Origin of the sequence: Calothrix sp. PCC 7507 (assembly GCF_000316575.1) — a bacterium.
Taxonomy (GTDB): Bacteria; Cyanobacteriota; Cyanobacteriia; order Cyanobacteriales; family Nostocaceae; genus Fortiea.
Genome location: NC_019682.1, coordinates 6,804,667 through 6,817,500, shown reverse-complemented (window position 1 = coordinate 6,817,500; position 12,834 = coordinate 6,804,667). Strand labels below are relative to the sequence as shown.

9 protein-coding genes and 1 tRNA gene (1 of these 10 only partly in view) are annotated in these 12,834 nt (G+C 41.1%); 2 read left to right on the top strand and 8 right to left on the bottom strand.

Annotated features, from left to right (window positions below; translation table 11 throughout):
• Positions 1-434, top strand: partial view of a hypothetical protein gene (locus tag CAL7507_RS29220; protein ID WP_015132104.1) — the 3' portion only. 25 nt of this gene lie to the left of the window's left edge; 434 of the gene's 459 nt are visible here — the last part of the coding sequence; its start codon lies off the left edge, out of view; it ends in the stop codon at positions 432-434.
• A 38-nt stretch (positions 435-472) separates the two neighbouring features.
• On the opposite strand, the gene CAL7507_RS29215 is transcribed toward CAL7507_RS29220, so the two are convergent.
• Positions 473-655, bottom strand: coding sequence for a hypothetical protein (locus CAL7507_RS29215; protein ID WP_015132103.1), 183 nt, complete (start codon positions 653-655; stop codon positions 473-475).
• 149 nt (positions 656-804) lie between these two features.
• On the opposite strand from CAL7507_RS29215, the gene CAL7507_RS29210 reads away from it, so the two are divergent.
• Positions 805-2,934 (top strand): tetratricopeptide repeat protein, encoded by a 2,130-nt coding sequence (locus CAL7507_RS29210; RefSeq protein ID WP_015132102.1) that lies wholly within the window; start codon positions 805-807, stop codon positions 2,932-2,934.
• A gap of 189 nt (positions 2,935-3,123) precedes the next feature.
• Here CAL7507_RS29210 and CAL7507_RS29205 read toward each other — a convergent pair whose 3' ends face one another.
• The 7 genes from CAL7507_RS29205 to pdhA form a co-directional block, all read right to left on the bottom strand.
• Positions 3,124-4,929: a serine/threonine-protein kinase gene (locus CAL7507_RS29205; protein ID WP_015132101.1), complete on the bottom strand. Its 1,806-nt coding sequence runs from the start codon at positions 4,927-4,929 to the stop codon at positions 3,124-3,126.
• Between the two features lie 429 nt (positions 4,930-5,358).
• On the bottom strand, positions 5,359-6,933 hold the full coding sequence (locus CAL7507_RS29200; protein ID WP_015132100.1) for a YcjF family protein: 1,575 nt from the start codon (positions 6,931-6,933) through the stop codon (positions 5,359-5,361).
• 278 nt (positions 6,934-7,211) lie between these two features.
• Positions 7,212-8,993, bottom strand: a complete 1,782-nt coding sequence (locus tag CAL7507_RS29195) for an alpha/beta hydrolase (RefSeq protein ID WP_042341666.1) — start codon at positions 8,991-8,993, stop codon at positions 7,212-7,214.
• Positions 8,994-9,323: 330 nt separating this feature from the next.
• Positions 9,324-10,241, bottom strand: a complete 918-nt coding sequence (locus CAL7507_RS29190; protein WP_042341664.1) for a DMT family transporter — start codon at positions 10,239-10,241, stop codon at positions 9,324-9,326.
• 415 nt (positions 10,242-10,656) lie between these two features.
• A tRNA-Lys gene (locus CAL7507_RS29185) sits at positions 10,657-10,728 on the bottom strand.
• Positions 10,729-10,790: 62 nt separating this feature from the next.
• A complete protein-coding gene (locus CAL7507_RS29180) occupies positions 10,791-11,660 on the bottom strand; it encodes an aldose 1-epimerase (RefSeq protein ID WP_015132097.1) in 870 nt (289 codons plus the stop codon).
• A 114-nt stretch (positions 11,661-11,774) separates the two neighbouring features.
• Positions 11,775-12,809, bottom strand: a complete 1,035-nt coding sequence (gene pdhA, locus CAL7507_RS29175; protein ID WP_015132096.1) for a pyruvate dehydrogenase (acetyl-transferring) E1 component subunit alpha — start codon at positions 12,807-12,809, stop codon at positions 11,775-11,777.
• Positions 12,810-12,834 lie beyond the last annotated feature (25 nt).

The window sequence follows — 12,834 nt, the reverse complement described above, 5'->3', positions numbered from 1 at the left end:
CTAAGAATATAAATCATCAAGGTGATGATAAGTATTGGGCTGATCAGGATGTTGACCCTGATTTAAAAATTTTTCGCCTACATTGGAAAAAAGAAGAGTATGAAGAGAATGCTCTCAAGCCAAAGGAAGGCCAACTTATCATTCTCAGACAACGTGCTAAAACAACGCATATTGTCAAACTCCTGAACAATACTTTATACAAAGAGCTTTATGATACGGAATTTAATATTTATCGTCTCGTTCAAGTAGTTTGGATGGCAGATTATTGGGGTGTTCCGCCAGATCAAGACATTCTATTTGGTTATCATGTCCACCTCGAAGGGGGTAAAGTTATGGAGTTGGAAACCCTACCTACATTCAAAAACCATTGGAATAACAGAGGCGGATTAGCAGGATTTCAACAGCATATTTTAAAAGTGCTTAAATTAGGTTAAAAATAGCAATCGATACCTAATAAAGACTAAGCGATCGCCTACTCTTCCACCACATCCATCAATTCTTCAATCGTCACCTCAAAAGCACAGACGATTTTCTGAACAGCAGTCAAATCTACCATACTCATCCCAGGATGTCGGGCGTAACTTTTAACTGTACACAAGCGATCGCCCAATAAAATCAACGCAAATCGAAAGCTATCAATAAATTCTAGTAACATTTCTCACAAAAACATGGCAGTATTAGTGCCAATTAACCAGTAGTTAATAATAGGCTTACTTCCGTTTTAAATACTATATCTCCCCCTCATCCGGTTAGCTTGTGGCAAGATTGAAATCAGATAATATCGTATTCAACTAGGCAAACCGAATGCTGGGACACACACTTGTTGGAAGATATCAAATTATTAGCTATTTGGGAGGTGGAGGATTTGGTGAGACTTTTATCGCTAGCGATACTCAATTACCTGGTTTACCTCAATGTGTTGTCAAAAGACTCAAGCCTCAAGCATCAGACCCAGTAACTCTAGAGACAGCTAGACGCTTATTTGATACGGAAGCTAAAGTTTTGTATAAATTAGGAACTCACGATCGCATTCCGCAACTTTTAGCTTACTTTGAGGATAAAGCAGAGTTTTATCTTGTGCAAGAATTCATCGAAGGTCATGATCTGAGTAAAGAATTAATACCAGGTAAAACTCTGAATCAAGATGAGGTAATTGTTCTTTTACAGGAAATTTTAGAAATTTTAGAGTTTGTCCATCAACAGAAGGTAATTCACCGCGATGTCAATCCACACAATTTACTCAGACGTGAGCAAGATGACAAATTAGTATTAATTGATTTTGGTGCAGTTAAACAAATTAGTACCCAGGTGATTACTCCGCAGGGTCAAACTAAATCTACTGTTGCTATAGGTACTCCTGGATATCTTCCTGGAGAACAGGCTCAGGGTAGCCCTAAATTTAGTAGCGATATATATGCAGTGGGAATAATTGCGATTCAAGCTCTCACGGGATTACCACCTGAGCAACTAGTTAAAGACCCTGAAACTAATGAAATTATTTGGCAAAATAACGCTACAGTTTCACTGGAATTTGCACAAGTTTTAGATAAAATGGTGTGTTATGACTTTCGAGAGCGCTATTCTTCAGCAACGGCGGTGTTACAAGCGCTGCAAGAGTTAAAGCAACCATCTGCACTCACCATAGCCTTGACTCCTGCACCTCCACTAAATAATTATAAAAATCAAATAAATAAAAAAAATATACTTTTTAAGGCTTTATCGGCGATACTTGTCATAGGCATAAGTGGAACTGCATCTATATTTATTATTGATACCATTCATTCTAATAATGCTACAGATTTATATAACCAAGGAAATACACTTTTTGATTTACAGCGTTATCAAGACGCACTAGCAGTATATGAAAAAGCGGTTGATATTAGACCAGATTATGCTCAAGGATGGTATGGTCAGGGCAAATCATTGTATGAATTGAATAAATATAAAGAAGCATTAGCAGCATATGATAAAGCGATTCAAATTCAGCCAGAATATTTAGAAGCTTGGAGTGGAAGAGGCTTTAGTTTAAAAAATCTACAGCGATATCAAGAAGCGATCGCCTCTTTTGATAAAGCCCTACAACTCAAAAATAATTATCCAGAAGTCTGGCTGGCAAAAGGTCAAGCCTTAAGTAATTTAAATCAATATGAGAACGCAATTAAGTCGTATGATAAAGCAATTGATTTGAAACAAGATTCTTACGAAGCTTGGTATAATAAGGGTTGGGCACTACATAATTTAAAGCGATATGATGAGGCGATCGCTGCCTATGATAAAGCTGTTGAATTTAAGCCAGACTATGAGCAAGCTTGGTATAATCGGGGCAATGCATTAGTTAATTTACAGCGCTATGAAGATGCATTTACAGCATATAATCAAGCAGTAAGATATAAGCAAAATTATTATCAAGCTTGGTTATCAAGAGGTAATATACTCGTTAATTTACGACGTTATCCAGAAGCAATTGAATCTTTTAATCAAGTAATTAAATATAATACTGACAGCTATCAAGCATGGTATAGTCGGGGCTGGTCGCTACATCAAAGCCAACGTTATGAAGAAGCAGTTCAATCTTATAATAAAGCTATAGCTGTGAAGCAAAATGATTATCAAGCTTGGTATGGCTTGGGAAATTCGCTTTATGTTTTACAGAAATATGAACAGGCGATCGCAGCTTATAATAGAGCAGTCAGGTACAAAGTTGATCACTACGAAAGCTGGTATAGCAGAGGTAATGCTTTAGTAAATTTGCAACGCTATCCAGAAGCGATCGCATCTTATGCAAAAGCAATTAAATATAAACCTGATTACCAGCAAGCAATAGACGCTCGTAACCAAGCACAGAGTCAAACACAAACTGAAAAAACACAGCCTGTAGTTGTCCCAACTATACCAATTCCTCAACTTACTAGTCCAAGACAGCCCAAACCATAAAAGATATGGCTGATAGAAGAAGCCGAAAAAATTAGCTTATTATATCAGCCTAAATAATTTAAAATTTATAGTTTTAGCTTTGGGACAAATGGATCAATTTATCTCTTTTTCATGGGATAAATAAGCGAACTAAATCTTTTATAGCTGATAGCGTCATGCTGCTAATCTAAGTAGATTTGCTATGAATGACTACCAAATATTCACCTCTTGTAGGTTATTTTCAGCATTTAAATGCTCAATTTTACTATTTGAACGACTGTTAATGCTAGAGTTGACTTTTTTGCTAGAAGAAAGTGTTTTTGATAGAGCTATATTTTGACTTTGAGATTGTTGCTGCTGTTTTTGAGTATACTCCTGCAATTTGATTTGAGCTTGAGTATAAACGGGAGTATTATCAGGAACTTGGCGGAGGAATTTTACAGCACCATCAAAATCACTAACAGATGCTAGATTGTAAGCTTTTTGTAAAAAGTAGGTGGCTCTGATGTATTGCTTTTGTTTATATTCGGCTAATTTTTCTTGAACTACATTATTAGCGGAACTTTCGATGGGAATTTGACGAAGATAGTCTAAAGCTGTGGAAAAATCTTTCACTTTTGCTTTTTCAAAAGCTTTTGTTAATAAATCTTGTGTGTTTCCTTCGATGTTAGAGTGTGCTTGCTCAACTAATTTTTCTATTCTCGTTTGCCAATATAAAATGTCGGGAACTTGAGCAGCAGCACTAAACAAATCGCTCCATCTACTGTCATGTAAAGCTTGTTCAGCTAATTGATATTTTTCAGCAGCGACTTGCCATTGCTGTTGCCATTCTTCAATTGTGGCTTTTGCTTCTGGATAGACATTGCTCTGGGCGGGAATCGATTTAGCTAAGGCGATCGCCTCTTGTAAATCTCCAGATTGATATTCTTCTGTGGCTTTATATAAAGTTTCGGTTTCTGAGCGTATTGCTGGAGAATGAGCTAGTAAAGAATACATACCCAATCCCATCAACACAGAATTAGTTACTAACCCTACTCTCATTCCTGTTAGTAGTGGAGATGACGACGGCGATGGTGATATAGAAACTTGGGTGAAATTTTTACCCTCATCTGTTGCCATTAAAGATAGACGATCGCGTGCTGCTAAAATTTGCCTCGATGATGCCTGAGTATCCCACATCATTTGCTTCAGGATACGCAGCACTTCACTCGTAGACTGAAAGCGTTCTTGGAAATCGTAGCGGATCATTTGGCTGAGAATCGCGGCTAAATAATCACTAACTGGTGTGTGATCGGTACGCCAAATAATTTCATTGGTATAAGTATCAACTTGGAATTGCAGTGGTGATAATCCAGTTAAAGCTTGAATAGCAATCATACCCAAAGCGTAAATATCGCTGTTGGGACGTGTTTGACCAATAAATTGTTCTGGTGGTATGTATCCTAATGATGTGACAGGAACTTTATAGATGGGTAATTCTACATCTATGCCAAAATCAACTGCTTGGATGGAGCCAAAGTCAATCAGGACTAGCTTACCATCGAAAGCACGTCTGACTAAATTTTCTGGCTTGACATCACAGTGAATAACACCTTGAGAGTGAACAAATTCCAGAATTTCTAAGACATCTTGGAGAAATTCAATAACCGCGCTTTCACTCCAAAGACCCTCTAAGTTTGTTTTGATTGGCAGTTCCGCAGTCAGTGCGTGCCCTTCAATAAACTCTTGCACTAAGTAGAAACGCTCATTTTCTTCAAAGCAAGCAATGAGTTCAGGGATTTGGTTATGACATCCTAAACGCTTGAGAGTTTCCGTCTCAGTGAGAAAACGTAATCTCAATGTGTCTAAGTAACTGGGCTGGGAACTGTTCACCTTCAGTTGTTTAACAACACATTTTGGATTTTCGGGATAATCTATGTCTACAGCTATGTATGTTTGTCCAAATACACCCGCACCTAGGCTTTGGACGATTTGATAACGTGCTTGTAGTACTTTACCGATCATGTAGTGGGTCATGAGCTGGTTACTGAGTAAGTCCTTATATTATGTTTTCTAACATTGCTCCCTGTTTCCGGAATGCCTCCAGAATTAATCACTATCGGGTTGATTACTGGAATAAAAACTTTGTTACTCTACATATTATTACTAATAAAAATTAATATAAATGTGATTTTTATAACAAGAACATCTGTAACTATATAAAGTATCAAATATTGCTGCTTTTATTGAATGCCAGCATTTTTTTTACTGTAGAGACTGTGCCAGTTTGTGTATTCGCTCCAGTACGTAATACTACTTGTCAAACTCAATTATATGTCAGATGTCCAGTTGTCATGTCTAGAAAACGAGACAAAAAGCTTAAAACTTAATAAAAGTTTTTATTCGTCCTGGCGTGCATGGTTGATAATGACCGACTTGAAAATACTAGCCCCCAGTTCATGACGACTACTTACTTTCTGGGATTTCGTCTTTTTCTTCTGGCGGGGCTGAAAAAGAATTCCCAGTTACCTCGGCTAGAGGTTTAACCACTCGGGCGATCGCTTCTTGAACAAAAGCTTTAATAAACTCATCTCGGCGGTTGATTTGAAACTGACGCTGCACAACCTCCGTCATCCCACCATCACCCCAATCTTGATCGTGGCGAAAATATTCAATAAAACTCTTCCCCGCAATTCTGGTTAAATAAGCTGCTGTCACGCCTTGAACTGCCCTACCGATGATAAAGGTAGCCGGATTTGTTTGCAAAGCTGTAGACAGTAATTGAATTGCTCCCTTGACAATCCCTAAACTGGCAATAGTTTTCGCTAAAGAAAGCGCCAACTCTCGTCCCCGTTCCATATTCAACTCGCAGCCGTAAATTCTGCCAATTTCCACCACCATTTGAGCATTGACGGCGGCTGTTGCTAATAAATCTACGACTGGTAAGGGGGTGACTGACACCACGCCAGCGCCAATCCACTGAAAGCGCTCGACTATTTTATCAGCTTGACGACGACGCTGGGCATCAATGAGTTTTCTGGCTTCCTCTCCTAGTCGCAGGGATTGCAGCAGAATATTATCGGCTACCAAATCCTCACCCTCAGCCCGTAAAATGGCTGCCATCCGCCGCAGTAACGGTACTATATCCGGTTCAGGTTGGAAGGTTTCGCCAGTTTCTAGTTTTGCAGATTGGGGATTAGCAGCGATCGCTACGACATCATTTGTGGCAATAAATCCGTGTACCCGTTGACGTAACCGCGCTAGGATAGATTCTTTATCCTCATCTGTATATAGATCAGTTTTGTTGAGTACGAGGAGCGATCGCTTACCAATTTCCGCCAAACCCCGCAACGGCTCATATTCTGAGCGCCGTAAATCATTATCCACCACAAACAATAGTAAATCTGCTTCCGTCGCCAGTGCCCGCGCTAACTGTTCTCGTTCCGTTCCCGCCACCCCTGCTTCGAGAATCCCTGGCGTATCTGTAATTAAAATTTTGCGTTCTAATCCCTTCAACCGCAAACAATAGGTTTCTCCCACCTGGGTTGTACCCATCGGTGCATCCACCTGTCCCACCATCCGTCCCATCACGGCATTTACCAGGGAAGTTTTGCCAGCACTTCCCGTACCGAAGACTACGACTTGGATTTCGCCCCGTGCTAAATTGACTTCAATTTCCCGCGATCGACTCAATAAAGCTTGTCGTGTGACTTCATCTTGAATTTGTGCTACCTGTTGGCGCACAGCTTGTAGAGTCGAAGAAGCCGCATCAGACTTAGCCGCCGGAATTTGTGCAGATGTCACTCGCTGACGCTGACGACGCGATCGCTGCTCACCCGATCGCAGTATCAGCACATAATAAACAAAAGCAGCAACCAAAGCCCCTATGAGGACAATTAGCAGCAACAGCAACAAATTACCCAGCAAGGGAGAATAGGACAACTGCCAATAAAGGCGTGACAGGGAATCAATCAGCCACAGGCTAAGTCCCAAAATCACAATTAAACCAACAATCAGCGTGACTATGCGCGACAGAGGCATGGATGGCATAGTTTAGTGGGTATTAACTAGGCGGATGCTTCTAATCTTAATAGTTTCAGCCGAAGATCAGTAGGAGACAATAGCTACAAAAACAGTGGATTTTTCGGATTAGCCTGAAACCTCAAAAATTAAGGGATGATAATCTTACCATCCCTGAAATAATTTAGATATCTGGTGAAATTATGCAAGTTCGTAGTCAGGACTTCAGTCCTGATTATTCTAAGCACTTTATTGCTTACTACAAACCCTCAAAACAAACTTGGTATAGAAGTAGGATTTCATAGGAAAATCATCACATGCAGCAGTGCTACTCCGATATCCAACATCCAAAAGCCAAAATTGACTATGGAGTTGGGCGAACTTTGTTTTGTGGGTTTACCTGCTTTGAGATTAGCGTCTAGTGCTTGTGCTAGTTCATTCATGCTCAAAGACTGGACAAAACTTAAACTCAGAGGATGAGTTGAAATGGCTTTGGCGTAGGTGGCGTTGAGGTAAGGAGCGTATTGTTGCTTTCCTACCACATGAGTTTGAAAGAAAGGTAAACTCAGGGCATTGATGTAACGACGCGCTTGAGCCGGATTATCGCCGATGATCTGGGAATGTAAGCCTGTTGGCTCGTTGAGACTATTACCATTACCGATGGTGGAAAAGTGGGTTGCACCTACGAGGGTGACGAGATATTTATGTGTGGTAGCAAACCAAGAGAAGGGTAAAATTTGCTCGTATAAAGCTGGTGCGACGGTATCATCACTACTACCGACGAGCATGATGGGAATTTGCACTTGGCTTAAGCCAGCTTTGCCAAAAATGGAGCTGGTGATCGGGTTAACGGCGATCGCTGCTTTCACTCTCCCATCCCGCAAGTTATACTCTTTGGCAAACTTTTTACTATTCAATGCCAAAGCACGACACTGGAGCAATAAAGACATGTTCCAAGTATCTTGCAGCGCTTCTGGTTGGCAGTCTTGTTTGAGTTGTTCAAAGTTAATTTTAGCCCCAGCCAAGGCTAAAGCTGTGTAGCCGCCAAGAGATTGACCGAAAACTCCCACTTGTTGCAGATTTAACCGCCCTTTCCACCGGGGATCAAACTGGTTACTTTTTTCCAGTTGATCTAGGATATATTTCACATCTAAAGGTCGGTCTGTAAATTCGTTTGATTCTGCTACTTGGCTAGCTTTGGCATTTAATTGTTGAGTGTTGCTACCTGGATGAGTGGGAACAACGACGACAAAACCATAGGAAGCTAGATGAGTCGCTAAATATTGAAAGTTACTGCTGTCTGTACCCAAACCGTGAGAAATCACAATTACAGGTGCTGGAGTTGCGACATTAGGAATGTAAATATCAGTCAACAATAATCTGTTGCGTGTCGAGTCGAGCAGCTTCAGTGTCTGTTTTTGCAGCTTAAACGTTCCTGGAAGCCGTAAATCTGGCAATTTGGCAAAGTTTATTGACTCTGGAGCGATCGCCGCTTCTATCTGAGATTTTTTGGTGACTGCAGCGATCGCAAGGCTTGTTTCATTCACCAATTTTTCCAGTTCTGCAGCTATTTCCAAGCAATGCGCTAAATCAACGTCAATAATCTTGGTAGGATACTTTCGTAACAAATTTAATAACGTTAGCCCTCCTGGTTCCGCAGAGGCTAAAATTAGCGCCGATCGTAACGCATCAAATCCTGGCTGTGGTTGCTGCGATTTGTTTTGGATTACTGCTGCTAACCGTCGCAGTAGGAACTCCCCTTGTGGTGTGCGGAGAAATTGGGAAACCACAATCGGACTAATTTTTACAGGAGTGCTTAAAATTCGCCGTAATTCCTCAAGCTGCTGTGGTGGTAAATACTGTTGATAAACAGCTAATTCGTCCTTAATTACACCTGTTGTTGCATAGCTGTCTAAAGTATTGACTGATATCGAAAGGTCTAAAGCAGAATAAGATGCATGAACTCGCTCTGCTGCCAGTACTGAATTACTAATTCCACATGTTGGCAGCAGCATTGAAAGAACCAGCGATAGCGAATTTTTTCTCAGGGTGCTGGCCCAATTACCAAACGAACTAATCATCGCTCAACTATTTCGCTGATGTTGTGTCACGAGGCGTTGGCTTTGGTAGTTATTCGGACACCCTGGTAAGGTTAATTAATCTTAAATCGCCTCAGTTTTATGGATTTTTTTTAGTTTTTTCTCTTGATTACAAGAGCAAAGATTGACTGTAAATGCGCCAAACAAGTAGGTAAAATATCTACTTTGTAAGAGGTTTAATCAATTAAATGACGCTTACTGTGAAATCATAACAAATAAAAAAATACGCTGCCTCAGTATTTCTAATGTAGCTTTAAATATGCAATTAATACTCTGGATTTAAAAGCTAGTAAAAACTCCTAAAAGTGCTGTTCAGTCAGCTTTTCTTAAGGCAATTACTACCGCACCAACTACAACTAAAACAGCTCCAAATATTCCGAGTAATGTCATTTTTTCATGTGGAATTAAAGCAGGTACAATTACTGATACAGTTTCTACTGCTATTAAGGTAACAATAGGAGCTAAAGCTATTACTGCACTTACCCGTGATGCTTCCCAATGTGCTAATGATTCAGCAAAGGCTCCATAGGCAATGAGAGTATTTAAAGCACAAAAAAGTAACATTCCTAAATGCAAGTTACTGAGTGTCAAAACTATTTGATTTTTGGCGAATGGCGTGAATAAAAAAGCACATCCTCCATAAATAATCAGCATAATCTGAGCGGAAGATAAAGACTGTAATAACTGCTTTTGTGCTAAAGCATAAATAGCCCAAGCTGCTGATCCCAGCACAACTAACCCACTACCTAAAAGGTATTGACCATGTCCTGTAATTAAATTTGTTAGTTGTTCATGGAAAAACAAAATGTATCCCAGAATTAGCACACTCACGCCAAGCCATTGACGCAGCTGATAGTGTTCTTTAAAAATCACCAATCCCCCTAAACCTAATAGGAGACTAGATAACTGAATAATTACTTCAGCGTTAGCAGGGGATGTCAGTGATAAACCTTGCAAAAACAGCAAGTAATTCAGTGCCAAAAAAATTGTGGCGATCGCTAACAACTTCCAAGACGCAGCACGTAGTCGCTCTAACGTCGGTAATTTCCCCTGCACTCCTAAATAAATAGCCAGCAACCCAAACGACACCGAAAACCGAAACCAAATGACTGTGTAGACATCAAGCACTTGTAGCGTTACTGTCAGGGCAATAGGTAGAATTCCCCACAAAAAGACCGTCAACATCGATAACGCTAGCCCTAAGCGCCAGCGACCAGAACTTTGATGCATCATTAGTCAAGGGTAAATATACGACAAACGGCATCTGTGTAAGAGTTGAATGACACTGAATTAATCCCTCAAACAGCGTTTCCATTGTTTTTGCACAGGTACTTATTATCTCTGCTATGTTGCTCATGAGCAGAAGGGGTACAGGAAAGAGCTAGAGACAAATCGATGGTATCAGCCATGTTTGTTGAGAAAGGTGAGGAGTGGGGGTCTGAAGAATTATGGCTAATTGGGTAGACATGATAGCAAGTACAGGATAGGAATCATTCATACTGACTAATTCGTCCTGGTGCGCTGGCGTTGACTGGACTAGGACAAATGTTTAGTGATGCTCTGAAAGCACCAGAGTGATCGCACTTTCTTGGTTAACATAAGCGATCGCTTTTTTGTACGATATAGAATTTGATGTTCTTTTATATGGGTCGCCCGGGATTCGAACCCGGAACTAATCGGTTAAAAGCCGAGTACTCTACCGTTGAGTTAGCGACCCGTTTATTTAATTTTCGCAACTTTGTAAGTCTAGCACAAACATCCTTGGATTTGTAAAGTGCTTTAGAAAAAGTTCGCTGCTAACCTGATAGATGTGGTGAGACTACCTCCTGGATCTAACACAGTCAAATTTGCGCCAGTGTTGAGGGCGTTGCGGGTAGCACTCCACGGCTCTAAACAATAAAATTCCTTGCCTTTAACTGTCCAAAATACCAACCAGGTAGAAAAATCATCATAATCTAAGGTGAGCTTTAACTTCCGGCTACTATCGATCACCGTGGCAGATTTGCTCTTGAGTTGTCCAAAGGCAAAATCAATCTCGTCCTGGTTAAAATCAAAATTGCCGTCAAAGGAGTGAAATTCTTTGGTTTTATTGTCTTGATACTGGTTTGAGGGAATCTCAAACTTTAGTTGAGTTTTATCACCACAGAGAAAGTAAGGATGGAAACCAGCAGAAAACGGCAATGGTTCCGAGGACAAATTTTTATACTCCTGACGAACTTCTAGGGTGTTACCTTGCAATTCGTAGGTAAAAGCCAGTTGAAAGTCAAAAGGATAAACAGCCTTGGTTTCCTCGTTGCTGTTGAGAACAACCGTGAGGCTAGCTTTATCTTCTGTTCTTTGCTCAGTAGCTTCCCAAGGTAAGTCACGGGCGAAGCCATGTTGCTTAAGGGTATACTGCTTACCGTTGTGGATATATGTATTATCCGGTAGGTTGCCGCAGATGGGAAATAAAATCGGATTCCCACCCCTGACACTTAATTCAGGATGTGTAAACCGTTCAGTGTCTAGATAGAAAATTTCCTGTCCCCCAATCCGCCAACGGGTGATGATACCACCGCGTTCTGGTACGACTTCCACTTCAGATTTTGCGGTTTCGTCCGAGAGGATGTAGGTTTTGTATTGTTGTTGTTTTTGGGCGATCGCAAACATAAATTTCATCCTAATTTGTCATTTGTCATTTGTCACCCTCATCTCCCCTCTCCCTAGTCAACAGTCAACAGTTAACCGTCAGCCGTCAACCGTCAACCGTCAACCATTAACAATCTACTCGTCTTCCGCAAATACAAAGCGATATAACTCGCTAGGATCTGGTTCCGGACTGCTTTCGGCGAACTTCACAGCGTCGTCGATAACTTCCTGAATTTTCTTCTCAATGGCTTTGAGTTCCTCCTGATCCGCCAGATTTTGCTCAATTAAATAAGCTGCTAACTTTTTAATGGGGTCACGAGCAAACCAAAATTCTTTCTCAGCTTTGCTACGCATTTCATCTGGATCAGCCAGGGAGTGACCCCGGAAACGATAGGTTAGGGCTTCAATCAATGTTGGTCCCTCACCTGCACGGGCGCGGGCGACGGCTTCTTGAGCGACGGCGCGGACTGCTAAAACGTCCATCCCATCTACTTCCACACCCACCATGTTAAACACACTGGCTTTTTTGTAAATCTCTGGGTCAGAAGTAGCGCGATCGTGAGCCATGCCAATTGCCCATTTATTGTTTTCCACCACAAAAATAATTGGCAGTTTCCAGAGCGCTGCCATATTTAGTGTCTCAAAAAACTGACCGTTGTTAGCAGCACCATCACCAAAAAAGCAAGCGGTCACTTGGTCGGCGTTGGCATCTCCCATCACCTCGCGACGGTATTTGCTTTGAAAAGCCGCACCAGCTGCGACAGGAATACCTTCGGCGACGAAAGCATAACCACCCAGCAAGCCATGTTCTGCAGAGAACATGTGCATGGAACCACCGCGCCCCTTGCTGCAACCTGTGGCTTTGCCAAATAGCTCTGCCATTACCTCTCTGGCTGGTACTCCTGCACTCAGCGCATGGACATGGTCACGGTAGGTACTAGAAACAAAATCTTCCCCTGGTCGCATCGCTTGGATCACACCAGTAGAAACAGCTTCTTGACCGTTGTACAGATGGACAAAACCAAACATTTTGCCTCTGTAGTACATTTCAGCGCATTTATCTTCAAAAAAGCGCCCTAAGATCATGTCCTCATATAACCGCAGCCCTTCTTCTTTGGAAATTCGGGCAGTAGCAGTATCAAATTTGGGTAATGTACGTTCTTGAACCATTATTTTTTTAGTATCCCTGTCTTAA